22 protein-coding genes and 3 pseudogenes are annotated in these 21,896 nt (G+C 71.0%); 18 read left to right on the top strand and 7 right to left on the bottom strand.

Features of this window, described 5'->3' with window-relative positions; genetic code table 11:
• Positions 1–36: 36 nt before the first annotated feature.
• Positions 37–207, bottom strand: coding sequence for a hypothetical protein (locus ACWDEW_RS46030; protein ID WP_450521926.1), 171 nt, complete (start codon positions 205–207; stop codon positions 37–39).
• Between the two features lie 274 nt (positions 208–481).
• On the opposite strand from ACWDEW_RS46030, the gene ACWDEW_RS46025 reads away from it, so the two are divergent.
• Positions 482–817 (top strand): (2Fe-2S) ferredoxin domain-containing protein, encoded by a 336-nt coding sequence (locus ACWDEW_RS46025; RefSeq protein WP_450521922.1) that lies wholly within the window; start codon positions 482–484, stop codon positions 815–817.
• 267 nt (positions 818–1,084) lie between these two features.
• Here ACWDEW_RS46025 and ACWDEW_RS46020 read toward each other — a convergent pair whose 3' ends face one another.
• Positions 1,085–1,447 carry a hypothetical protein gene (locus tag ACWDEW_RS46020; RefSeq protein ID WP_450521905.1) on the bottom strand — a complete coding sequence of 121 codons (363 nt, stop codon included), beginning with the start codon at positions 1,445–1,447 and terminating at the stop codon, positions 1,085–1,087.
• On the opposite strand from ACWDEW_RS46020, the gene ACWDEW_RS46015 reads away from it, so the two are divergent.
• The 6 genes from ACWDEW_RS46015 (at position 1,370) to ACWDEW_RS45990 (ending at position 6,411) form a co-directional block, all read left to right on the top strand.
• Positions 1,370–1,777 carry a glycoside hydrolase family 125 protein gene (locus ACWDEW_RS46015; RefSeq protein WP_450521920.1) on the top strand — a complete coding sequence of 136 codons (408 nt, stop codon included), beginning with the start codon at positions 1,370–1,372 and terminating at the stop codon, positions 1,775–1,777. The genes ACWDEW_RS46020 and ACWDEW_RS46015 overlap by 78 nt on opposite strands.
• A gap of 45 nt (positions 1,778–1,822) precedes the next feature.
• Positions 1,823–2,593, top strand: coding sequence for a response regulator transcription factor (locus ACWDEW_RS46010; protein ID WP_450521903.1), 771 nt, complete (start codon positions 1,823–1,825; stop codon positions 2,591–2,593).
• Entirely contained in the window at positions 2,580–4,655 is a 2,076-nt protein-coding gene (locus ACWDEW_RS46005) for a sensor histidine kinase (protein WP_450521901.1), read from the top strand. The genes ACWDEW_RS46010 and ACWDEW_RS46005 overlap by 14 nt, the downstream gene beginning before the upstream one ends.
• A gap of 123 nt (positions 4,656–4,778) precedes the next feature.
• Positions 4,779–5,171 carry a sortase-dependent protein gene (locus ACWDEW_RS46000; protein WP_450521900.1) on the top strand — a complete coding sequence of 131 codons (393 nt, stop codon included), beginning with the start codon at positions 4,779–4,781 and terminating at the stop codon, positions 5,169–5,171.
• A 101-nt stretch (positions 5,172–5,272) separates the two neighbouring features.
• Positions 5,273–5,896 (top strand): class F sortase, encoded by a 624-nt coding sequence (locus ACWDEW_RS45995; protein WP_450521898.1) that lies wholly within the window; start codon positions 5,273–5,275, stop codon positions 5,894–5,896.
• Between the two features lie 176 nt (positions 5,897–6,072).
• A complete protein-coding gene (locus ACWDEW_RS45990; RefSeq protein WP_450521896.1) occupies positions 6,073–6,411 on the top strand; it encodes a hypothetical protein in 339 nt (112 codons plus the stop codon).
• A 249-nt stretch (positions 6,412–6,660) separates the two neighbouring features.
• Here ACWDEW_RS45990 and ACWDEW_RS45985 read toward each other — a convergent pair whose 3' ends face one another.
• Positions 6,661–7,233 carry a DUF4232 domain-containing protein gene (locus tag ACWDEW_RS45985; RefSeq protein WP_450521895.1) on the bottom strand — a complete coding sequence of 191 codons (573 nt, stop codon included), beginning with the start codon at positions 7,231–7,233 and terminating at the stop codon, positions 6,661–6,663.
• Positions 7,234–7,672: 439 nt separating this feature from the next.
• Here ACWDEW_RS45985 and ACWDEW_RS45980 point away from each other — a divergent pair.
• Positions 7,673–8,236, top strand: a pseudogene (locus tag ACWDEW_RS45980) (NAD-dependent epimerase/dehydratase family protein); the annotation flags it as partial.
• 234 nt (positions 8,237–8,470) lie between these two features.
• On the opposite strand, the pseudogene ACWDEW_RS45975 reads toward ACWDEW_RS45980, so the two are convergent.
• Positions 8,471–8,749: pseudogene (locus ACWDEW_RS45975) on the bottom strand (cupin domain-containing protein); the annotation flags it as partial.
• Positions 8,750–9,025: 276 nt separating this feature from the next.
• Between ACWDEW_RS45975 and ACWDEW_RS45970 the strand changes: the two are divergent.
• Positions 9,026–11,818 (top strand): ATP-binding protein, encoded by a 2,793-nt coding sequence (locus tag ACWDEW_RS45970; protein ID WP_450521918.1) that lies wholly within the window; start codon positions 9,026–9,028, stop codon positions 11,816–11,818.
• Here ACWDEW_RS45970 and ACWDEW_RS45965 read toward each other — a convergent pair.
• Positions 11,808–12,527, bottom strand: a complete 720-nt coding sequence (locus ACWDEW_RS45965; RefSeq protein ID WP_450521893.1) for an SDR family oxidoreductase — start codon at positions 12,525–12,527, stop codon at positions 11,808–11,810. The two genes, ACWDEW_RS45970 and ACWDEW_RS45965, sit on opposite strands and share 11 nt — an antisense overlap.
• A gap of 113 nt (positions 12,528–12,640) precedes the next feature.
• On the opposite strand from ACWDEW_RS45965, the gene ACWDEW_RS45960 reads away from it, so the two are divergent.
• From ACWDEW_RS45960 to ACWDEW_RS45945, 4 genes are all read left to right on the top strand, one after another.
• A complete protein-coding gene (locus tag ACWDEW_RS45960) occupies positions 12,641–12,787 on the top strand; it encodes a hypothetical protein (protein WP_450521892.1) in 147 nt (48 codons plus the stop codon).
• Positions 12,788–12,839: 52 nt separating this feature from the next.
• Positions 12,840–13,820, top strand: a complete 981-nt coding sequence (locus ACWDEW_RS45955; protein WP_450521891.1) for a DUF4331 family protein — start codon at positions 12,840–12,842, stop codon at positions 13,818–13,820.
• 21 nt (positions 13,821–13,841) lie between these two features.
• On the top strand, positions 13,842–14,552 hold the full coding sequence (locus ACWDEW_RS45950) for an SDR family NAD(P)-dependent oxidoreductase (protein WP_450521889.1): 711 nt from the start codon (positions 13,842–13,844) through the stop codon (positions 14,550–14,552).
• A gap of 175 nt (positions 14,553–14,727) precedes the next feature.
• On the top strand, positions 14,728–15,747 hold the full coding sequence (locus tag ACWDEW_RS45945) for a GlxA family transcriptional regulator (protein ID WP_450521888.1): 1,020 nt from the start codon (positions 14,728–14,730) through the stop codon (positions 15,745–15,747).
• Positions 15,748–15,785: 38 nt separating this feature from the next.
• Here the strand turns inward: ACWDEW_RS45945 and ACWDEW_RS45940 are convergent, their stop codons facing one another.
• Both ACWDEW_RS45940 and ACWDEW_RS45935 read right to left on the bottom strand, forming a co-directional pair.
• A complete protein-coding gene (locus tag ACWDEW_RS45940) occupies positions 15,786–16,190 on the bottom strand; it encodes a nuclear transport factor 2 family protein (RefSeq protein WP_450521886.1) in 405 nt (134 codons plus the stop codon).
• Positions 16,191–16,304: 114 nt separating this feature from the next.
• Positions 16,305–17,308: pseudogene (locus ACWDEW_RS45935) on the bottom strand (TDT family transporter).
• 302 nt (positions 17,309–17,610) lie between these two features.
• Here ACWDEW_RS45935 and ACWDEW_RS45930 point away from each other — a divergent pair.
• From ACWDEW_RS45930 to ACWDEW_RS45910, 5 genes are all read left to right on the top strand, one after another.
• A complete protein-coding gene (locus tag ACWDEW_RS45930) occupies positions 17,611–18,306 on the top strand; it encodes a type 1 glutamine amidotransferase domain-containing protein (protein WP_450521884.1) in 696 nt (231 codons plus the stop codon).
• 94 nt (positions 18,307–18,400) lie between these two features.
• Positions 18,401–19,018, top strand: coding sequence for a VOC family protein (locus ACWDEW_RS45925; protein WP_450521883.1), 618 nt, complete (start codon positions 18,401–18,403; stop codon positions 19,016–19,018).
• On the top strand, positions 19,015–19,791 hold the full coding sequence (locus tag ACWDEW_RS45920) for an SDR family NAD(P)-dependent oxidoreductase (RefSeq protein WP_450521881.1): 777 nt from the start codon (positions 19,015–19,017) through the stop codon (positions 19,789–19,791). Before ACWDEW_RS45925 ends, ACWDEW_RS45920 begins: the two co-directional genes overlap by 4 nt.
• Positions 19,792–19,846: 55 nt before the next feature.
• A complete protein-coding gene (locus ACWDEW_RS45915; RefSeq protein ID WP_450521879.1) occupies positions 19,847–21,208 on the top strand; it encodes a dihydrolipoyl dehydrogenase family protein in 1,362 nt (453 codons plus the stop codon).
• Positions 21,209–21,278: 70 nt separating this feature from the next.
• Positions 21,279–21,869 (top strand): peroxiredoxin family protein, encoded by a 591-nt coding sequence (locus ACWDEW_RS45910; protein ID WP_384259560.1) that lies wholly within the window; start codon positions 21,279–21,281, stop codon positions 21,867–21,869.
• The last annotated feature ends 27 nt before the right edge of the window (positions 21,870–21,896 follow it).

Genomic DNA, 21,896 nt, shown 5'->3' with positions numbered 1-21,896 from the left:
TCGTCGGGCCGTTCTCCGCCGCCCCCTCGCGCCGCATCAGTCGCGAGGGGGCCTCCTCGTGGTGGGGGCGAGCCCGGCCTGGGAGGCGAGGTGAGCGGCGGTGGGAAAGCCGGTGCCGTCGTCGACGGTGACCCGCAGGACTGTGTCGTGGTCTGCCGCAGCGAACTCGGTGCGGCGCTCCGCAGGCGCGATCGTCTGCGACGGCATTGCGCTGACCGCTCTGGAACGACACGGCGACAGCGTCGCCGTGAAGACTAACCGCGGCGACGCCGTGCGCGCCCGAGCCGTCGTCGTCGGCGGCACTCTGGCGGAGTCGCCCAGCGAGTAGGTGTGTTCTGGGCACAAGTGGAGCTGGCCCTCGAGGCCGAGGCGCCGGTAGACGGACAGCCGGCCGGTGGCGAGGACTCGCCACCGGCCCAAGGTCGTCGCCCTGTCCCGCTCTGCACGTTGCTTGGTCATCGACACCGCGTTCATCTCGGCCATGGCCGTCTGGGACCTGGCCGGCAACCTGCCGCTGTCGCTCAGGGTCCAGCTCACCGACCTGCGCACCGTGCTTGCTGGGGTGGCCATGATCCGGCGTACCGACTGCCTCGGCGCCTGCGAGCGTGCCAACGTCGTCGTCATCCAGCCCTCCGCCCAAGGCCGTCAGGCCGGCGGTCGGCCCGTCTGGCTCGGCCAAGTCAACGACCCCGACGCCGCCACCGACATCACCACCTGGGTGAAGAACCGCGGCCCCGGCCTCGCCGATCCGCCGGGCATCCTCGACCTCTACGCCTTCGTGCTCTCGCGGAGGGTGCGCCACGAACTCGGCGACTGACATGCCTTCAGATGGTCCGTCGCGGAGGACCGTTCCTGGTGACGGGCGCACCGCCGGTCGGCTGACATGCGGCTGGGCGGGCGTGCGGCTTGAATCTTCGGGTTACGGTCGCGGTGTGGAAGGCCGCGGCCTGGTCGCCGCCCTGCTGCGTGCCCTGCCCGAGACTGCCGAGGACACGGGCTGCCAGGTCCTGTGGCTGTACGTGGCCCATGGCAGCGTCGCCCCACACCGGGCAATCACCGGCCTCGGTCGGCCCTGCACTGTCGCTCACGCCGATGCGGAAGCCACTGTCACGAGATCGCGGGTCTTGCGGGCGGGGGCGAGGTGGCGTCGGTGCCAGTCGGCGCCGAGCTCCTGGTAGGAGGCGTCTGGATCGTTGATCAGGTGCCAGGCGATGACGAGTATCGAGCGGGCGACGGCGACCAGGGCTTTGGCGTGTCCGCGGCGTTTGACGATGTGGCGGTAGCGGGCGCCGAGGAAGGTGTCGGTGCGGGCGGCGGCGGTGGCGGCCTCGCCTAGGGCGCCCGGGGAACCCGCGTCGGAGCGGGCCTCCTGGTCTCCGGCCGTCTCCACAAAGGAGCCTCGTCGGCGGCAGGCGAGATCGGCCACCTCGTTCTCGGCTCTCCCCACGCCCTTCCTACCCACCACTTCTCGGCGTTTTCCGGGACAGGTACCGCAACCCCTGCATGCCGTGGCCGTATCCGCAGGCCGGATCGACGGCAGGCGCTGACCAGCGACGACGAGGCCGAGCGGACCCGCCTCGCGGAGCTGCTGCTACGCACCGACGGGGGCGCCGGCTCCATGTACGAGAGCTTCCACGTCGACGACCCCGCGACCTTCACCCGCCCCTGGTTCGGGTGGGGCGACGCCCTCTTCGCCGAGCTGCTCCTCGACCTCACGGGACGCTCGACGGCAGCCCTGGACCCTCGCCCGTCCACCACCGAACCGCCCTCACGGTAAGGGCACTTCCGACCTCCCGGGCCGGCGGTCGCTACGATCTGCGGCGTGTGCGCAAATATTGTGGTCGCCGAAGACGACGCGAAGCAGGCCGAATTGGTGCGCCGCTACCTGGCACACGAGGGTCACGCCGTCACGGTCGTCGAGGACGGCCGGACGGCTCTTGAGACGGTTCGGCACCAGGAACCCGACCTGGTCGTCCTCGACGTGATGATGCCTGGGGCCGACGGTCTCGACGTCGTACGGATCCTGCGCGCCGAACGCCGGGAGGTGCTGGTGCTGATGCTGACGGCCCGCAGCACCGAGGACGATCTGCTGCTCGGCCTCGACCTCGGCGCCGACGACTACATGACCAAGCCGTTCAGTCCGCGTGAACTCACCGCCCGGGTAAGGACGTTGCTTCGCCGCAACCGGCGCGGCCCCGACCCGGCTCCGGCGACCGTACCGGCCCCCGCTCCCGCCTCGGAGCCCGAAGCGGCCCCGGACGACGAGGTGTTGACGGTCGGCGCGCTCAGGGTCGATCCCTCGCGGCACGAGGTGTCGGTCGCCGGGACACCCGTCGAGTGCACGCCCGGTGAGTTCCGGATCCTCGCGGCGATGGCGGCCGAGCCCGGCCGGGTCTTCACCAGGGCACGGCTCCTGGAGGAGCTGCACGGCTTCGACAAGTACATCAGCGGCCGGACCGTCGACGTGCACGTCATGAACCTGCGCAAGAAGATCGAGCGCGCCCCACGACGGCCGGCCCGCCTCATCACCGTCTTCGGCATCGGCTACAAACTCACGGACCCTGCGAAGGACGTGTGCCATGCGTCGTCCTGACAGAGGAGGTACGGCGGGGGCCGCCCGGCTGCCGCTGCGCAAGAGCCTGGCGGGGCGGCTGTTGACCGTGACGGCGCTGGTGGCCTCGTGCTCGGTCGCCGCGACCGCCTGGCTGGCCGTGCAGACGACCTCCGTCGCGATCCGCCAGGAGCAGGGGCAGAACCTCAAGTCCGACGCGAAGATCTACAACACCCTCCTCGGCTACGCGGCCACCCACCCCGACTGGGACGGCGTCGACACCACCGTGCGAGATCTGGCCCAGGAGTCCGGGCGCCGGATCGTGCTCACCACGCCCGGCCGACGCCCGATCGTGGACTCGGCCGACTCGCGCTCAGCGGGCGGCGGTTCGTCCGACGATCTGCTCGCTCAGCAGGCCTCGGCGGTCGTGGATCCACGCTCCGTCGACACCGTACTGGTGCCCGACGCGGCCAGGGCCGGCGCCGACCGCGTCGATCCACGGGCCGTGGGGCCCTTCCGGCTGCCCCCGAAGGAACACGACGCACTGCGGAAGGCCGCCGCTGGGAGGGTGGCGTGCCTCGGCCAGTTGGGTATCGCCGCCGACGTCGTGGAGAGCCCGGGCGGACGGCCCCGCGTCCAGTTCGTGAGCGACGAGACCGAGGGAGGGACCGGCAGCGTCACCGACCGTGACATGGAGGCCAAGTGCTTTGCGTCCTACCCGGTCGGTCCCACCGCGACCGAGCGGAAGGCCCTGAGCGCCCTCAACCAACTGGCTGACGCCTGTCTGAAACGACAGGGTCGCACCGCCGTGAAACTGAACCTGGACCTGTCCTGGGACCGGAGTTACGCATACCGGCGGGACGACGCGGTCTCCGGCGCCGAGGACGGCCTCAGCGATCGGGAGGCGAAGGCCCTGGCCGCCAAGAAGGCGGAGGCCGCCGCGACGGCCGAACGCCAAGCGGCTTCCGGCGGCGCACTCGACGACGCCCCCGCGGAGATCCGCGACAGCGCGTGGGACCGGGCCGTGGCCAACTGTGTCGAAAGCGCCCGCCGGGAACAGCTCACGGGCTATGTCGCCGAGCCCGCGCTCCTGTTCATCGACGGCCCCGGTGCCGCCGGCGTGCCTGGCTTCGACCTCTCCCGCGCCAACACCGCACGCATCGCCGGTGTCACCGCCCTGGTCCTCGCCCTCACCGTCGGCGCCTCGGTGCTCGCCGGAGCCAGGCTCGTACGCCCGTTGCACGCGCTCACCGGCGCCGCCCAGCGCATGCGGGAGGGCCTGGACGCGGCGTCGGTGCCCGTGCCCGTCGTCTCCGACAATGAGATCGGACGGCTGACGGCGGCCTTCAACGACATGGCCGCGCACCGGGCCCGCCTGGAGGAGCAGCGCAAGGTGATGGTCAGCGATGTCGCCCATGAGCTGCGAACGCCGCTGAGCAACATCCGGGGCTGGCTGGAGGCGGCCCACGACGGACTGGCCGTGCCGGACCCCGCGTTCGTCTCCTCGCTCCTGGAGGAGGCGGTGCAGCTCCAGCACCTCATCAACGACCTCCAGGACCTGGGCGCGGCCGACGCGGGCGCCCTGCGGCTGCACCGGAAGCCGGTACGGATCGACGAGCTGCTCGGCCAGGTCGCCGCCGCCCACCAGGGGTTGGCCGAGACGGCGGGCGTCACCCTCACGGTCCTGACACCACCGCCGGGCGCCCCTCACCCACCGCTCCTCGACGCCGACCCCGTACGGCTGCGGCAGACCGTCAGCAACCTGCTCTCCAACGCGGTGCGCCACACCCCGGCCGGCGGCACGGTGACCCTGCGCCGGTACGTCACCGACCCGGGGGACGAGCTCGCCGTGGAGGTGTCCGATACCGGCAGTGGCATTCCGGCGGGCGACCTCCCGTACGTGTTCGACCGTTTCTGGCGGGCGGAGAAGTCCCGCAATCGCAGCACCGGCGGCAGCGGCCTCGGCCTGGCGATCGTCCTCAAGCTCGCCGAGGCCCACGGCGGCACGGTGGACGTGGCGAGCACGGAGGGGGAAGGGGCCACCTTCACCCTGCGGCTGCCGACAGCCGAGTCACGGAAGCCGGAGGGCCCCGGTCGACCCTGATGGGATGACAACAGCGCTCTGACAGTTTCCTCACAAGTGACCGTCAGGGTGAAGCCATGCCCGGAACCTGGTGCGGATCGGCAACCAGGAACGACCAAACCGGGCTGGAACTGGAGCCCTCACATGTCCCGCCGTCTCACCCTGCGCCCGCTGCGTATCGCTGTCCTGACCGGCGTCGCGGCCGGCGCACTGCTCGTCCCCGCCACCGCGGCCTTCGCCACCGGCCCGACTCCGACCCCGAGCGCGACCGCCCCGACCTCGGCCGACAAGGAGGCCCTGGCGAAGAAGAAGGCCGAGGACGCCAGGACGAGCAAGGAGGCCGAGGCCAAGAAGGCCGCCGAAGCTCAGAAGACCGGAGGCAAGGGCTACCCGCGTGGCGGTGTCGCCGCGGGCGAGGCCCCCGCCCAGGACGACAACACCGGCACGCTCATCGGTTCGGCCACCGGCGCGCTGCTGCTCGCGGGCGCCGGCACCTACGTACTGCGCCGCCGCACCACCGCCCGCCGCGAAGGCTGACCCGGCAGCACGACCTCTCGTACGAAACGGTGGCGTCGCCCTTCACCAGGCGGCGCCCCGCGCGTTCCGGCGAACCCTCGCACCCTGTTCTGGAGCCCGAGTTGCCCCCTGCACACCGTCCGGCCCTGTCCCGGGCCCGCCTCGCGACCCTCACCCTGTTGACCCTCGTCACCCTGCTCACCGGCTGTTCGTCCGGCCCCGACCCGACGGTCCGGGTCGCCCCAACCGCCCCCGCCGCCGCGTCGGGCGCTCCGAAGTCCGAGCGGCCTGCGGCCGATGCTCCGGCGGCCCCTGCCGAGGTGGCCGTTCCCTCCGTGGGGATCACCAGTTCGCTGATGGAGTTGGGCCTCAACACGGACCGGACGGTCCAGGTCCCGCCGGCCGAGAAGGGGATGACCGCGGGCTGGTACACGGGCGGTGCGGTGCCCGGTGAGATCGGCGCGGCCGTCATCATCGGCCACAACGACACCCGCTTCGGCAAGGCCGTCTTCCACGACCTGAAGAAGATCAAGGAGGGTGCGGACATCACCGTCACCGACAAGACGGGAAAAGCCCTCCACTTCACCGTCACGGCCACGGAGCGCGTCGCCAAGAACGCCTTTCCGACGGAGAAGGTCTACGGGCCGACCCAGGAACGTGCTCTACGGCTCATCACGTGCGACGGCGACTTCGACGCGCAGGGGCACCCTGTCGACAACCTCATCGTGTACGCGACAGCGAGCTGAGGGCCGTAGGCGTGTCCGTTTCGCCCTGCCGTCACGAGTAACGTCCGCGGCTCGATCGTCAGCGGCCGGTTCCAGGAGCGCGCCGCCGCTTCGCCCGGACCTGGCGAAACATCGAAGCCTTCACCTACCAGTGCGCACTGTCCCGCACCGCGTGCGCCACCTGAACAACATCGCCCATGTCTGGAGGCGCAACCCCGAAGGCCCGCCGCACCGATGACGCCCCTGCCCCTGCCTCTGCCGCCCAGCCAGACCGCGTCACAGAGAAGGCAGGTACGGCGAAAGCCCCCGGCCGCCACGGCGGTCAGGAGCTCTCGCCGTCGCGGTCGGTAGTCGATCTCGACACGAAGCTTCAGCACCAGGCCCACGGCGAAATCGACCTGAGCCATGTCTGTCTGGGTGAGGTGATCGACCCGATCACCCATCGCGAAACTTGTGTCGATCGTGCGGATCTGGACCGCGAGCACCAGGTCTCCCGGCCGCCGATTACCAACCGTGGGCGGAAAACCGCATCCTGAGCACTCGTGGACGTGGGCACGACGACGACCGTCGACCAGCCCTCCGGAACATCGCTGAGAACGATGCCGAGCCGCTTCCCTCTCTGCACGCGAGTTTGTGTCGTCGGAGGTTGATCACGGCAGGTCAGCGACTCAGCGCACCCCCAGCGCGCTGAGTCGCTGACCTGCACTTATGTGCAGTGCCTCGTAAACGTGCAGGTCAGAGCGTTGCGATCGTCTTGCAGGCTGCTCGATTTGTGGGGACGGGGGTCAGGAAGGCTTGACCGCCGAGACTGGGGTGACGGTCACCTTGTTGTCGCACTCGGCCCACACCCCGTCGTTCAGGGCGACCTGGTGCTTCCCGGAGTGCGGCAGCCCGATGACCATCGTCGGATACGCCTTCGGGGTCTTGCCCGACACGCAGTAGCCGTCGCCCTCGCCCTGGACCTGGACGAAGGTCAGCTTCACCCACGCCTTGCCGTGGGGCCGGACCGTCACGGTGGTCGCCCGGCCGGTGGGGGTGACCTTGAGCGGGGTGTTGTGGGTGGGGGAGCCGTTGCCGGCGCCGGCGACCGTCGTCGGGTGGCCCTTCAGGACGCACGTCTTCCGGGAGACGTTGGTGAACTGCACGACCGCCGCCCCGGTCCCGGTCCCGACGGGCCGGTGGACGGCCTGCCAGGCGCTGACCTGGAGGGCGGAGGCAGGGCAGGCGGGCGGCGGGGTGGAGGTGGTGGTGCTCGCTGCCATGGCGGTGCCGGGCAGGATGCCGGTCACCGCCGCCGCGACGGCCGTGACCGCCGTCGTCGCCAGAACCGCCCTGCGAATGCCGTTGCTGTGCCGCATGCTGTCGTCCCCCTGAGTCGTCTCGTCCGCGGGTTTCGGTCGTCGTTGTTGCCCCGCGGTACGCGTGGTCGTGGTTCGTGAGTGCAGACAGGGCGGGAGAGCGGCAGGTTCCGTGCGGCGACTCTTGTGACGGAACGGTGACGACAGGCTGCACCCGTGCAGATGGCCGACAGGGCGGACAGAATGGCTGTGTCACACAACCTGACATGGCGAACTCGGTCAGAGGGTGACTCCCACAGTCACCTGCATAGCCACTGGCAGCGAGCGGTGTCGTGTGTGCGGCAGTGGTGGAGGACGGTCACGTCCTACCTCTCCAGCGTGTCGCCCTGCGGGGTGTCGAGGAGGTCGTCGTCGTAGGAGATACGCAGGTGAAGTTCGAGGGGGTCTCCGGGCAGCCCGCGTGGCTCGATCACGGTGCAGCCTAGGTGTTGTTGTGGTCATGGGCGGAACGTGGTTCCTGGGTAAGGCCGTTGTGGAGAGCGCACTGTCGCGGGGGTGGACAGTTACGACGTTCAACCGCGGCCGGTCGGGTCGCGACATGCCGGGCATTGAGGTCGTGCACGGTGACCGCGGGGTGCGCGAAGACTTGCTGAAATTGGCTCAGCGCGGACCGTGGGATGCCGTGATCGACATGTCCAGTTCGGAACTTTCCCCGCGCGAAGTGGGCTTGGCCACAAGGTCGTTGCAGGACCGCGCCGGACGCTGGGTGCACATCTCCACTGTGTCCGTTTATGAGGGGTGGCCGCACCAGCCGCTGACGGAGAAGTCGCCGCTGCTGGACTGCCCTGCGGATGCCGACGCTTCATTCGGGTACACCGGCGAGGACGGCAGTCCCACGCAGTACGGATTCCCGAAGGCTGGCGGGGAACGTGCCGTCGCGGAGGTTTTCGACGGCTGTGCGGTGTTCCTGCGACCCGGGGTGATCCTGGGCCCCGGTGAGTATGTCGGTCGGCTGCCCTGGTGGCTGGAGCGAGCGAAGCGCGGCGGGCGCATCCTTGCCCCTGCGTCCGCCGAACAGCTTATCCGGCCAGTCGACGTGCGCGATGTCGCCCGGTTCGCTCTTGATCAGGCCGTCAGTTCGAGCAACGGTGGTGATCACATCGGCCCCATCGCCATTGCCGTGCAAGGCCTGACCGGCAACGATTCCGCGGCATGGCGCAGGGCGATGAAGATGCTGACCGACACCGACACCGACACCGACACCGACACCGACACCGACACCGACATCGTCGTCCGAAGCCCCGAAAGCGTGCGGCAGGCCCGGTGGAATGATGACGAGGCCGCCCTTTCGCACGGTCGTCAACGTATCGCCCAGACGGAAGAGCATCGTTCCGTCGAGCATGTAGAAGACCTCGTGCGAGAGCTTGTGGTGGTGCGGTGGTGCTCCGTCGGTGCCGGTCTTGAGGGTGAGACGACTGGCGCTGACCGCATCACCGTCGGCGAGCAGTTCGAACGCGCCGTCCGCGAGGGACGCGCCCGCCGCCGCGCCGGGTTGGACCACCAGCGCTTCGGCCATGGCTTCCATGGTGACTCCTTCGGCCGGGCGAGGCACCTCGCAGTGCGAGACAGGGTCAGCGCCTTGCGTACCCGTCCACGACAACCGCACCGGTGGCAGTACGCCCGTTGGATCCGCGACCAGGGCAACGCTACCTATAGGAAGCGGACATATCGACCTGAATGGCGGAGTGCTCCGCGGCGGGCCTTTCTTTGCCCGGTGAGACTTCCGACCGCTATGTCCCCCCTGTACCGTGCAAGAAGACCAAGGGACCAACCGGAACGAAAGCGGGCAACCGTGGTGGATCCGGAGCATGGACCGGGGCGCGGGGACAAGGTCGGCCTGCTCGGGCGCCAGGTGGAGTGTGCCGTCCTCGACAGGCTCGTCGACGCCGTCCGTACGGGAGAGAGCCGCGCACTCGTGATCCACGGGCCTCCCGGCATCGGCAAGTCCGCGCTGCTGGGACACCTGACGGACTCGCCGGGCGACCTGCGTGTGCTGCGCGCGGTCGGCATCGAATCCGAGATGGAGCTGCCGTTCGCGACACTGCACCAGCTCTGCGTGCCGCTGGTCGACCGCCTGGAGCACCTGCCCGGCCCGCAGCGTGCGGCGCTCGAGACCGTCTTCGGGATACGCGCGGGACCACCGCCCGGCCGCTTCCTGGTGGGCATGGCGGTGCTCAGCCTGCTGTCCGACGCGTCGCAGAAGCGCCCGCTGCTGTGCCTGGTCGACGACGCCCACTGGATGGACCGCGCCTCGGCGCAGGTCCTGGGCTTCGTCGCCCGCCGCCTCCTGGCGGAGTCGATCGCCCTCGTCTTCGGCGCCCGAGAGCGGGCCCCGGATCTGCTCGGACTGCCGGACCTGGAAGTCACCGGACTGCGGGGCGCGGCCGCGCACACCCTGCTCGAATCCGCCACGCACACCCGCCTCGACCACGACATACGCAGCCGGTTCGTGGCGGAGACCCAAGGCAATCCCCTCGCCCTCCTCGAACTGCCCCGCGCCCTGTCCGTGACCCAGCTGGCAGGCGGCTTCGGTCTCCTGAACACCGACGCCGTCCCGGGCCTGATCGAGCAGAGTTTCCTGCGCCGGATCGAGGACCTCCCCGAACAGACCCGGCTGCTCCTGCTGATAGCCGCCGCCGACCCCGTCGGCGATCCCGCCCTGGTGTGGCGGGCCGCCGATCGGCTCGGAGTGGCACCCGAGGAAGCGCTCGCCGACGGCACGGACGGGCTTCTGTCGTTCGACCTCTGCGTGACCTTCCGGCATCCGCTGGTCAGGTCGGCCGTGTACCGGTCGGCCACGGAGAGCGAGCGCCGGTCGGCACACCTGGCGCTGGCGGAGGCGACCGACCCGCGGGCGGACCCGGACCGCCGGGCCTGGCACCTGGCGTCCGGGACGGCCGGCCCGGACGAGTCGGTCGCCGCCGAGCTCGAACGGTCCGCCGGACGGGCACAGGCGCGGGGCGGGCTCGCCGCCGCGGCCGCGTTCCTCCAGCGGTCCGTCGTCCTGACCGTGGATGCCTCACGACGCGCCGAGCGGGCCCTCGCGGCCGCCGACGCCAGCCTCCAGGCCGGCGACCTCGACGCCGCCCGCCGCTTCGTCGACGTGGCCGACCAGAACGCCAGGAGCGATTTCCAGCGCGTGCGGGCGCACCTGGTCCGCAGCCAGATCACCTTCGCCGCCGGCCTCAACCGTGACGCGCCACCGCTGCTGCTCACGGCCGCGCAGCGACTCGAACGGTTCGACGCGAACCTCGCCCGCGAGACCTACCTGCTGGCGTGGGGCACCTCCGCGCTGGTCGCCGCCGACGCCGTCAGCCTCAGGGCGATCTCCCAGGCCATGGGGGAGCTGCCGCGGTCGACGGCGCCGCCCCGTGCCCTCGATCTCGTGACCGAGGGCTACGCGCTGCTGGTCACCGACGGCCGTGCCGCCGCCGTACCCGTCCTGAAGCGCGCGGCCGCCGCGCTCGCGGACCTGCCCGCGCGCGACCTCCTCAAGTGGGGCTGGGTGGCCAACGGCGTCAGCGCGGCCGTCTGGGACGACCGGGCCATGCGCACCATGTACGGCAGGGCCGTCGAGGTGGTGCGCGCCGCGGGCGCCCTCACCGAGCTCCCGTTCTGTCTCGCGTCGCTGGGAATGGCGACCACCTGGACCGGGAACTTCACCGGGGCCGCGGCAATCGTCGACGAGGCGGACATCGTCGCCGCGGCGACCGGCGTTCCCATCGCCCCGCACGTCAAGCTCCGCCTCGGTGCGCTGCGGGGCCGTACCGCCGACGTCGAGCCCCTCATCTCGGCCACGGTCGAGGACGCTGGTGCGAGTGGCCAGCTGATGGGGGTCACCGTGGCCCAGTGGTCGGCCGCCGTGCTCTACAACGGCCTGGCCCGCTACGAGCAGGCGTTGGCGGCCGCGCAGACCAGTGCCCGGATCCCCGAACTGTGGGTCTCGGTGTGGGTCCTGCCCGAGCTCGTGGAGGCGGCGGTCCGGGTCGGCGACGCGGAGGCCGCCGGCGGAGCTCTGGAAGGGCTCACGGACGCGGCGGAACCGTGCGACACCGACTGGGCGCAGGGAATCCTGGCCCGCTGCCGGGCACTGCTGAGTGACGGCGCCTCCGCGGACGGCCTCTACCGCAGGGCGATAGAACGGCTGGCAAGGACGCGCCTGCGCCCCGAGCTCGCCCGGACCCATCTGCTGTACGGCGAGTGGCTGCGCCGTAAGCGCCGACGGGTCGAGGCACGCGAGCATCTGCGGACCGCGTACACGATGTTCGCGGCCATCGGGATGGAGGCGTTCGCCGAACGAGCCCGCCGCGAGCTGCTGGCCAGTGGCGAGTCGATCCGCAAGCACAGGCTGGAGACGTCCTCGGGGGACGAGCTGACGCCGCAGGAGAAGCAGATCGCGCTGCTCGTGCGCGACGGCTTCTCCAACCCGGAGGTGGGCTCCCGGCTGTTCCTCAGCCCGCGGACGGTCGAGTGGCACCTGCGGAAGATCTTCACCAAGCTGTCGATCACCTCCCGCAGACAGCTCCGCGACGCCCTGCCCCGCAGCGCGTCCGAGCCCGCACCGGAGCATGGGTTCAGGCGATGAGCTGCTGGCCGCCGTCGACGTCGTAGGTCGCCCCGGTCAGGGCCGTGTTGGACATCAGGTGCAGGGCCAGTTCGGCCACGTCCGACGGCCCCACGACCCGCCGTATCGGCAGGGTGGCGCGCAGCTGCCGCCGCCGCTCCTCGAGTGCGTCGCCCAGCAGCCGTGCCGACAGCGGGGTGTCGACGAAGCCCGCGGCGATCGCGTTGACCCGGACCGGCGAGATCTCCAGTGCGGCGTTCGCCGTGATGGCCGGGAGCGCGGCGGCCGCGATGGCCGCGACACTCAGCCCCACGCCGGGGCGGCGGGCATGCGTGCCGGTGATGAAGGTGAGCGATCCGCCGGGCGCGACACACGTCGCGCACTCCCGTGCGATGCGCAGCGAACCCAGCAGATGTTCCTCCAACACGCTCCGGACCTGCTCGAAGTCCATCTGGGCGAGCGGCGCGTACGTCGGCCCGCCGCCCGCGACGAGGACGTGGTCGACGGGAGCGGGCAGCTCGCCGAAGAACCGTTCCAGTCCCGGGGCGTCGCTCAGATCGAGGGTGCCGGCGGACGCTCCGAGTTCGTCACGCGCGGCATCGAGACGCTCCCGGTCGCGACCGGTGATGATGATCTTCGCGCCGGCCGCGCGAACCTGGCGTGCCGTTTCCAGGCCGATGCCCGAGCTGCCACCGATGACGACGACCGTGCTTCCCGAGAGATCGTTCACTGGTCCTCCCTTCGCGCCCGCGCGGCGGGCGCGAGCCGGTGGTGTGGGGACACGTCCTCAGGACCAGTCTCGAACGGTTCGGCGGTTCTCGCGCCCGTGGTACTCACTGGCCCGTGGCCGCCCAGGGCGCCCGCCCGGGCCGCTGCCGCGCGTACGGGGCCGTGAGGCCCACCGCCCGGGCCGCCGCACTCGCCTCCGCGCCGCTGCCCCGACGACGGACCAGTGACTTCCACGGGCGCGAGGCGCTCGGCGCGGCGTGAGGGTGGAGGCAGGCCACGCGGGACCTCCCCGCGGCTGCCGAAGGGAGTGGGCATGTCCAATCACTTCAGTGCGGCCTACCTCAAGTTCCCCGGCGACGACGCGCGCCTGGACCTGACCGACCTGTACGTCTTCGCGACGCCCGGCGCCCCGGGGAGGACGACGCTGATCATCGACGTGAACCCCTTCACCACAGGGCTCAGCGCCACTCCGCCCTTCCTGATGAGCCCGGAGTTCCACCCGGACGCGGTGTACCGGATCAACATCGACAGCGACGGGGACAACCAGGCCGACGCCGCCTTCTCCACCGTCTTCACGGACGCGGAGGGCGGCAGGCAGGTGGGCACGGTCTCCTACGCGATAGGCGACGACGCCCGGCGGATGGAGCCGGCAGGAGAGGTGATCGCCTCGGCGGTGCCGGTCGGCTTCGGCGCCGCGGCGCACCCCGTGCAGGCGGGCGAATGCGAACTGTTCATGGGGGTGCGCAGCGATCCCTTCTTCGCCGATGCCGAAGGCGCGCTGCACGGCTTCGACTGGACGGGCGAGGACTCGTTCGCCGGCAAGGACGTGCAGTGCATCGCGCTCCAGGTGCCCGACGACATGCTCGGACCCGACCCGGCGATCTCGGTGTGGGCGACCGTCAGCGTGCGCCACGACGGCACGCTGGTCCAGGTGGACCGCGGCGGGAACCCGACCATCAACCCGTTCATCAATCCCGACTACGCCAAGGACCGGTACAACGCCGGACACCCGGCGGACGACGTCGCGACGTATCTGCAGCCGTGGTCGAGACTCCTCCAGGAGAACGGCTATCCGGCCGCGGAGGCGACTGAGGCGGCCGCCTCAGTCCTGCCGGACGTCCTGCACTACGACCGCGACCGGCCCGTCGCCTACCCCAACGGCCGCAGCCTGACCGACGACGTGTTCAGCGCCCGTATGTCCTTCCTGACCCACGGCGAGGTCACCTCGGACGGGCTGTCGCCGCACGACGACATGCTGACCGAGTTTCCCTACCTCGGACCGCCCCACCGGTGATCAGGACGGAGGCAGCCGATCATGAACATCCCCGGTAAGAAGGTCGCCGTCATCACCGGTGCGTCGCAGGGCATCGGCGCGGGCCTGGTCGCCGCCTACCGCAAGCTCGGTCACCGGGTCGTCGCGACCTCCCGCAACATCTCTCCCTCCGACGACCCGGACGTCCTCACCGTCCGCGGTGACATCGCGGACCCCGCCGCGGCGGAGCACCTCGCCGCCACCGCAATCGAGCGGTTCGGGCGCATCGACACCCTGGTCAACAACGCCGGCCTGTTCATCGGCAGGCCGTTCACGGAGTACTCCCAGGAGGACTACGAGGCGATCGTCGGCGTCAACCTGACCGGCTTCTTCCGGATCACCCAGCTCGCCGTCGAGCAGATGCTCCGCCAAGGCGGCGGACACCTCGTCCAGGTCACCACCAGCCTGGTCGACTACGCCAGTTCCACCGAACCCTCCGTGCTGGCCTCCCTGACCAAGGGCGGCCTGCAGTCCGCCACCAAGTCCCTCGCCATTGAGTACGCGGCGCGCGGCATCCGCAGCAACGCGGTCGCGCTGGGCATCATCAGAACGCCGATGCACCCGGAGGAGGACGAGGAACTCGCGAGGAAGCATCCGCTCGGACGGATGGGCGAGGTGGGGGACGTCGTCGAGGCCGTTCTCTACCTCGACACCGCGTCCTTCGTGACGGGCGTGACACTGCATGTCGACGGAGGCCGGAGCGCCGGTCACTGAGCGGCGGTGGGAGGCCGTACCTCCCAGCAGGGAGACAACAGGTCGTGGCGCGGGTGGCGGTCGGGGACGGAGCATGGCGGGAGTGAGGCGCTGGGCACGTCGGGCCCGCCGACGACCGGTCCGCCCGAACCGCCGGACGGTTCGGGCGCCCGCCTGCACGGTCCGGAGGTACCCGATGAACGGCAACCGTCCTGGGACGAACACGCTGACCGTCACCGTGTTCGTCTTCCCCGGCGTGCGGCTGCTCGATGTGACAGGCCCCGTCGAGGTGTTCGCCTCGGCCAACGAGTTCGGGGGCCGCTACCGCGTGCAGATCGTGTCCGAGGACGGGGCCGACGTGATCACCTCGGCAGGGACCCGCATCAGTGCCGATCGTTCCGTCGACGAGGTCCGTCAACCCTCCGATGTGCTGATGATCCCGGGTGGCCCGGAGTGGGAGACGCTGATCAAGGACGATGCCCTGCTGGATGTCGTCCGTCGGCTGAACAGGACGGCGGGATGCACGGCCTCCGTGTGCTCGGGAGCGTTCCTGCTGGCCGCTGCCGGGCTGCTCGACGGTCGCCGGGCCACGACACACTGGCGCTTCACACGCCAACTGGCCCTGCGTTTCGCGTCCGTGCGGGTCGCGCCGGACGCCATCTTCGTGCGCGACGGCAAGATGATGACGTCGGCTGGCGTGAGCGCCGGGATCGACCTGTCCCTGGCGCTGGTGGAGGAGCACTACGGCGCGGACGTCGCTCGGGCGGTCGCGAAGGACATGGTCGTCTTCATGCAACGACCCGGAGGGCAGTCCCAGTTCAGCGTCCGCTCTCAAGTCCCCTACTCACGACAGGAGTTGCTCCGCCGGATCCTGGACGCGGTGGCCGAGGACCCGGGTGCCGACCACAGCCTGCCGGCGATGGCGCGGCGCGCCGGGGTCAGCGTCCGCCACCTGGCCCGGCTCTTCCAGGAGGAAGCGGGCACGACGCCGGGCAGGTATGTGGAGCAGGTACGGGTGGAGGCCGCCCAGGTGCTGCTGGAGACGGGCGACGACCCCATGGCGGCGGTGGCGCGCCGCACCGGATTCGGCTCACCGGAGTCCCTGCGCCGTGCGTTCGTACGGCACCTGGGTGTCACCCCGGGTGTCTTCCGCTCCCGGTTCCGGACGACCGGCACAGGTCTCAAGGACGCGGAACCGGCGGGGAGTTCGGGGTAGTCCGCCGACGTGGATGCCCGGCCGGTGACCGGCCGGCGTCACGCCTCGCCGACGCCCCTGCCCGGCATCCGCTCCGCAAGTGCGGCTCGCGATTCGGGGGCGGCGAAAGGGTCGGCGAAGTACTGCGTCTCGTGCACCACATGACCGCCGGCGAACTCCATGACGCTGACCGAGACCGTGGGCACCCCGTCGTAGGTGATGACGCATTCGCTCACCCACAGGTCACCGCCGCCGACGACGCGGCGGAGGGCGAAGTGCCGGTCGGCGGCGTGCCCGCCGCGTTGCGCCGAGATCGCGGCGCGTCCCCGGAAACGCTCGCCCGACTGCGGGTAGTCCAGGACCGCGTCCTCGGCGTAGACGGCGTGCTCGGCTTCGATGTCGCCGCGCTCCGAGGCTCGCCAGTGCTCCTCGATCGCGGCCCTGATGCCGCTGTGTGGATCCATCGCGTGGTCCCTTCGGTGAGCGCGCGGGACGGGCCGCTCCTGAACGGGTCCCAAGGCCCTCTCCACGGTATGAGACCGGCGCCGGTCGCGCTCATCGTCGTGAGCCCGCCGCTGTCACTCCACGACATGACCGGCCGGAGGGCGCACATGCTGGGTGGCGTGCCTCAGGGAGCGGCCCGCCACCACCAGCCAGGTGAGTACAAGTGCCGTGTACGGCGCGGCAGTTGTCCAGCCGAGCGACGCGGACCCGATACGGGTGGCGAGTGTGCCGGTGGCCGTCACGCAGGCACCCACCGGGAAGATGAAGGACCACCACGTCGGCGCGAACGGCAGACCGGCGCGGATCGTCCGTACCGTCAGCCCCGTGGCGAGGGCCAGCCAGAGCATGGCGAAGTCCCACACCACGATGCCGCCCAGCAGCGCCAGCACCGCGGTGCCGCGGGCAGCGCACCCGGTGCCACCGAGGCCAGTGCGCCAAGTGCCGTGACCGACTGCCCGAGCGCGCCCAGACCGATCCAGACGGTGGGCACCGTGGTGCCGGTGGGTACGTCGTGGTGCACCAGGCGGCCGTAGATCATGGCCAGGACCAGCAGTGCCGCGATCAGGCCGAGTCCGAGCATCGCGTAGCAGCCCAGCGGGAGGGTGAGCCGCGGCTGCCCGGCCGGCGTGTGCGGGACGAGCAGCGCGCCCGTCGCGGCGGAGACCATCGGCAGCATCACCGGCATCAGCCAGTCGCCGAACGCCGCGTCCGGAGCGAAGCGGTGCCACGTGACCATGAGGTACGGCACCGTACAGGCAGTGACCAGGCCCAGTGCGGACCCGGTCAGCCACAGCACCCAGTCCACGCCCACCGCCACGTCGAGCCCGATCACGTCCTTGCCCAGCAGGAGCGCGCCGGCACCCACCGTGAGCAGCGCCATCGGCGGCGCGCCGAAGAACTGGGCCATCACCGGGTCGGCGGCGTGGGAACGGATCGCCCGCTGCCGGAGGTAGCGCACGGCCAGCACGACCAGCAGGCTCCCGGCGCCCGCCCACACCACCGTGGCCGCCGTTCGCAGGCCGGGAAAGGTGCACGGCAGGGTCGCCGCCGCGTTGGCGATGATGCCCGTGCCCCTCACCGCCGCGAACCAGGGGGGCCGAGGAGCGGGCGTGCCGCCGGGTGAGCGGCGGGAGGTTAGGGACGGGTCGGTAGGGAGAGATCCATGATCCGCACCCTAAGTTCGGGCAGGGGCGGCTCTGTTGATCATGTCCTGATGTGAGGGGCCCCGGCACATACCGAGCGTCGGCGGGCCGCGCGGGCCGGTGAGGACCAGGGTGTCCCACCGGTGCGACCGACCGCCTCCGCGCGGGACCGTGACAAGCACAAGCGGCCTCGCGCGCAGGACGCGGGGCCGGATCCCGGAGGGCAGGAGTGGTCGTGATGGCGAAGGTACTTTTCGTGGTGTCCGGAGCGACGTACTGGGTCCTCAAGGACGGCAGCAGGTACGCGACCGGCTACTGGGCCGAGGAGTTCGCGGCTCCGTACAAGGCGATCACCGAGGCGGGACACGACGTCGTGGTCGCCACCCCGAACGGCGTGACACCGAACGTCGACATGATGAGCCTGCGCCCCTCCATGGCGGGCGGCGAGCAGGGAGCACTCGAACTGGAGCAGATCATCCGCTCCGCCGAGGTGATGCGGCGGCCGCTGCAACTGTCCGACGTCCGGTTGGAGGACTACGACGCGGTGTACCTGCCCGGCGGCCACGGCCCCATGTCGGACCTGTGGCTGGACGCCGACGTGGGCCGGATCCTGACGGCGCAGCTCGCCTCGGGCAAGCCCCTCGCGATCGTCTGCCACGGCCCCGCCTCGATCCTGGCCACCAGGATCCACGGCAAGTCGCCCTTCAACGGCCGCCGGATCACCTGCTTCACCGACGAGGAGGAAGAGGCCGTCGGGCTGGCCTCCAGCGCGCCATGGCTGCTGGAGACGGAGCTCAAGGAGAAGATCGGCGTCGACTTCAGCCGCGGCGAGATCTGGAAGCCGTACATGGTGGAGGACCAGAACCTCATCACCGGGCAGAACCCGGCCTCGGCCGCGGTCCTGGCGGAGCGGCTGCTGGTGCTGCTGAAGTAGCGGCGCGACCAGTGAGAATCCCTGGCGCGAAGCACCGGCCGTGCGGAGGACCCTCGTCATGTCGGCATTTCGTCCCAGTGCGGAGGCGTGAACCATGGACATGAAGCTCGAGGTCGTCGTGGTGCCGGTCACGGACGTCGACCGGGCCAAGGACTTCTACACGGCATTGGGCTGGAGGCTCGACGCCGACGTCGCCACCGACGAGAACTTCCGGGTCGTGCAGATGACCCCGCCGGGCTCGCCGGCCTCGGTCATCTTCGGCACGTCGGTCTCGTCGCAGACACCGGGCTCGGCCCAGGGCCTGCATCTGATCGTCGACGACATCGGCGCCGCCCACGACGAGCTCAAGCGGCGCGGCGCGGACCCCGGCGACGTCTTCCACGACGCCGGAGGCGTCTTCCACCACGCCGGGACCGACGCCCGGGTGCCGGGCCCCGACCCGAGCCGCAGCAGCTACGGCTCGTTCCTGTCGTTCAACGACCCGGACGGCAACGGCTGGGTGCTGCAGGAGATCACCAATAGGCTCCCCGGCCGCCTCGACCCCGCGACGACGGCCTTCGCCTCGGCCTCGGACCTGGCGAGCGCGCTGCGCCGTGCCGCGGCCGCACACGGCGAGCACGAGGCGCGCACCGGCAAGGAGGACCCGGACTGGCCGGACTGGTACGCGCGGTACATGGTGAGCGAGCAAGCCGGCACCGAGCCGCCGACGTGAGCCCCTCGGCCGCCGGAGCGCTGGACGGGGCAGTCGCGCTCGTCACCGGCGCCAGCAGCGGTATCGGTGCCGCGACCGCGCGCCGGCTGGCCGGTGAGGGCGCGGCGGTGGCGCTCGTCGCCCGCCGCCGGGACCGCCTGCGCCGGCTCGCCGAGGACATCACGCGGCGGGACGGCCGGGCCCGGGTGGTGGAGGCCGACATCACCGAGCCCGAGCAGGCCTACCAGGCGGTGCAGGAAACGCGCGAGGAGCTCGGGCGCCTGGACATTCTGGTCAACAACGCCGGGGTCATGCTGCTCGGCACGGCCCTGCACACGACGACCGAGGAGTGGGACCGGATGGTCTCACTGAACGTGTCCGCGCTGCTGCACGTCACGCACGCCGCGGTCCCGCACCTGATCGACGCCGCGGCGACGTCCCCGCGGCAGGTGGCCGACATCGTGAACGTCAGCTCGACGGCCGGACGGGTCGCCCGCCCCTCCAGCAGCGTCTACAACCTGACCAAGTTCGGTCTCAACGGCTTCACCGAGGCGCTGCGCCAGGAGCTCCTCGTCGAGCGCGTCCGTGTCAGCGTGGTCGAGCCCGGCACCGTACAGACGGAGCTGGTGCACCACCTCGGCGACGCCACCCGCACCGCGGCCCTCCAGCAGGTCAGCGGCATCGAGCCGCTGCAGGCCGCGGACATCGCGGACGCGATCGGCTACATCGTCACGCGGGAACGGCGGGTGGCCGTCAACGAGATGCTCGTGCGCGCCGGCGACCAGACGTGGTGACCGGGCAGGGCCGACGCGAGACGGGAGACGACAAACGCAGACGGGAGACGGACGGATGAAGCACGACTACGACGTCATCGTCATCGGCGGCGGCTCACCGGGTGAGCACTGCGCGGGCGCCCTCGCGGACGGCGGACTGCGAGTGGCGCTCGTGGAGCGCGAGTTGGTCGGCGGGGAGTGCTCGTACTTCGCGTGCATCCCGTCCAAGACCCTCCTGCGCCCGGGCGAGGCCGTGCAGGGCGCGCGCGAGGCCGCGGCCACCGCCGAGGTGGACATCGAACAGGCGCTGGCCTGGCGGGACTTCATGGTGTCGGACTACTCCGACGCCGGACAGGAGCGCTGGCTCGCCGCCAACGGCATCGACCTGCTGCGGGGTTCGGGCCGGCTCGTCGGACCGGGTGCGGTGGAGGTGGCCGGTACCCGCTACACGGCTGACCACGTCGTACTGGCCACCGGCGCCTCGCCGATCGTGCCTCCCGTGCCCGGCCTGCGCGAACTAAACGGCCTCTGGACCAACCGCGAGGTGACCGGCATGAAGACGGTCCCGCGGCGGCTGCTCATTCTGGGTTGCGGACCGGTCGGCGTCGAGATGGCACAGGCCGTACGGCGTCTCGGCGGCGAGGTGGTGCTCACCGGCCAGGACCACCACGTACTGCCGCGCGAGCCCGAGCCGCTGGGCCGGGCCCTCGGCGAGGCACTGCGGCGCGACGGCATCGAACTCGTCCTGGGCCGGCGCGCCGTCGCCGCCCGGCAGGACGCGGAGGACTACGTCCTGATCCTCGACGACGGGCCAGAACTGCGCGGCGACAAGCTGCTGGTGGCCACCGGACGCCGCCCACGGACCCACGACCTGGGCCTCGAAACGGTCGGCGTGAACGCCACCGACAGGGGTGTCCCCGTCGACAGTCGGCTGCGCGCCGCCGAACGGCTCTGGATCGTCGGCGACGCGACCGGCCTGTGGATGCTCACCCATGTCGGCAAGTACCAGGGCGAGGTCGTCGCCGACAACATCCTCGGCCATCCCCGCGAAGCCGACTACACGGCCGTGCCGCGCGTGGTCTATACGGACCCGCAGGCGGCGGCCGTAGGCGCGGGTGAGGGGCAGTTCAGCGCCACGGTCCCGATCTCCGAGGTCGCCAAGACGGCCGCCTACACCCGCGCGTACGCCGACGCCGTGGGCTTCCTGACCCTGCTCAGCGACGGCCGGACGGTCACCGGTGCCTACGCGCTGGGTCCGGAGGCGGGGGAGTGGCTGCAGCAGGCGACCCTGGCCGTACGCGCCCAAGTCCCGCTGGACGTACTGCGGGACACCATCCAGCCGTTCCCGACCTTCTCGGAGATCTACGTCGCCGCACTCAACGACCTGCACCACCAGGTGGCACGGAGCCACGCGGCCGAGGGGCGCATCCCCGCATGACGCGCCCGGACCTTCCGTCCGTGCGGATGACCTTGCATCGACGAAGAGATGAAGAAAGGTGGCTCACGCCATGCGTTCCGACATCGTTCCCGGCGGGGTTTTCCCGGACTTCGCCCTGCCCGACCACACCGGCACGGTCCGCACGCTCAGCGAGCTCCAGGGCCGCGACCCGCTGGTCCTCACGCTGGCACGCGGCCACTACTGCCCGAAGGAGCATCAGCAGCACCAGGAGATGGCCGAGGTGCTCCAGCCGAAGACGGCGGTGGCCTATACACAGATGGCGACCATCGCCACCGACGAGCACCACACGCTGCAGGAGTTCCGCCTGTCGGTCGGAGCACAGTGGACGTTCCTGTCCGACCCGGGCCGGATCGTCCAACGGGAGCTGGACATCCAGGAGTACACCGATCCCGAGCACGACCCGATGATCCCGCACACTCTGGTTCTGAAGCCGGGCCTGGTTGTGCACCGCGTCTACAACGGCTACTGGTTCTGGGGTCGTCCCTCGGCCTACGACCTCTGGCACGACCTGCGCGAGGTGACCCGCGATATCCGGCCGGACTGGGACCTCGCCGCCCCCGGCCTGCGCGAGGAGTGGGACTCCGGCGAGCGTTCGTCCTTCCACGGATGGGACCGGCGAGCCGTGGAGGCGCAGACTTGACCGCGCCCACCGCCGTGTCCGAGCGGG

Source organism: Streptomyces sp. NPDC001100 (assembly GCF_053598575.1).
The sequence above is the reverse complement of the archived record's forward strand: the minus strand, read 5'-3'. Positions and strand labels throughout refer to the sequence as shown.

What these genes read in the sequence shown, in the direction of transcription:
- ACWDEW_RS45940 (WP_450521886.1), bottom strand. Translation starts at nt 16,190, where the DNA reads ATGGATCCACACAGCGGCATCAGGGCCGCGATCGAGGAGCACTGGCGA.
- ACWDEW_RS45915 (WP_450521879.1), top strand. Translation starts at nt 19,847, where the DNA reads ATGAAGCACGACTACGACGTCATCGTCATCGGCGGCGGCTCACCGGGT.
- ACWDEW_RS45930 (WP_450521884.1), top strand. Translation starts at nt 17,611, where the DNA reads ATGGCGAAGGTACTTTTCGTGGTGTCCGGAGCGACGTACTGGGTCCTC.
- ACWDEW_RS46025 (WP_450521922.1), top strand. Translation starts at nt 482, where the DNA reads ATGGCCGTCTGGGACCTGGCCGGCAACCTGCCGCTGTCGCTCAGGGTC.
- ACWDEW_RS45955 (WP_450521891.1), top strand. Translation starts at nt 12,840, where the DNA reads ATGTCCAATCACTTCAGTGCGGCCTACCTCAAGTTCCCCGGCGACGAC.
- ACWDEW_RS46005 (WP_450521901.1), top strand. Translation starts at nt 2,580, where the DNA reads ATGCGTCGTCCTGACAGAGGAGGTACGGCGGGGGCCGCCCGGCTGCCG.
- ACWDEW_RS45925 (WP_450521883.1), top strand. Translation starts at nt 18,401, where the DNA reads ATGGACATGAAGCTCGAGGTCGTCGTGGTGCCGGTCACGGACGTCGAC.
- ACWDEW_RS45950 (WP_450521889.1), top strand. Translation starts at nt 13,842, where the DNA reads ATGAACATCCCCGGTAAGAAGGTCGCCGTCATCACCGGTGCGTCGCAG.
- ACWDEW_RS45990 (WP_450521896.1), top strand. Translation starts at nt 6,073, where the DNA reads ATGTCTGGAGGCGCAACCCCGAAGGCCCGCCGCACCGATGACGCCCCT.
- ACWDEW_RS45985 (WP_450521895.1), bottom strand. Translation starts at nt 7,233, where the DNA reads ATGCGGCACAGCAACGGCATTCGCAGGGCGGTTCTGGCGACGACGGCG.
- ACWDEW_RS45945 (WP_450521888.1), top strand. Translation starts at nt 14,728, where the DNA reads ATGAACGGCAACCGTCCTGGGACGAACACGCTGACCGTCACCGTGTTC.
- ACWDEW_RS46030 (WP_450521926.1), bottom strand. Translation starts at nt 207, where the DNA reads ATGCCGTCGCAGACGATCGCGCCTGCGGAGCGCCGCACCGAGTTCGCT.
- ACWDEW_RS46000 (WP_450521900.1), top strand. Translation starts at nt 4,779, where the DNA reads ATGTCCCGCCGTCTCACCCTGCGCCCGCTGCGTATCGCTGTCCTGACC.
- ACWDEW_RS45910 (WP_384259560.1), top strand. Translation starts at nt 21,279, where the DNA reads ATGCGTTCCGACATCGTTCCCGGCGGGGTTTTCCCGGACTTCGCCCTG.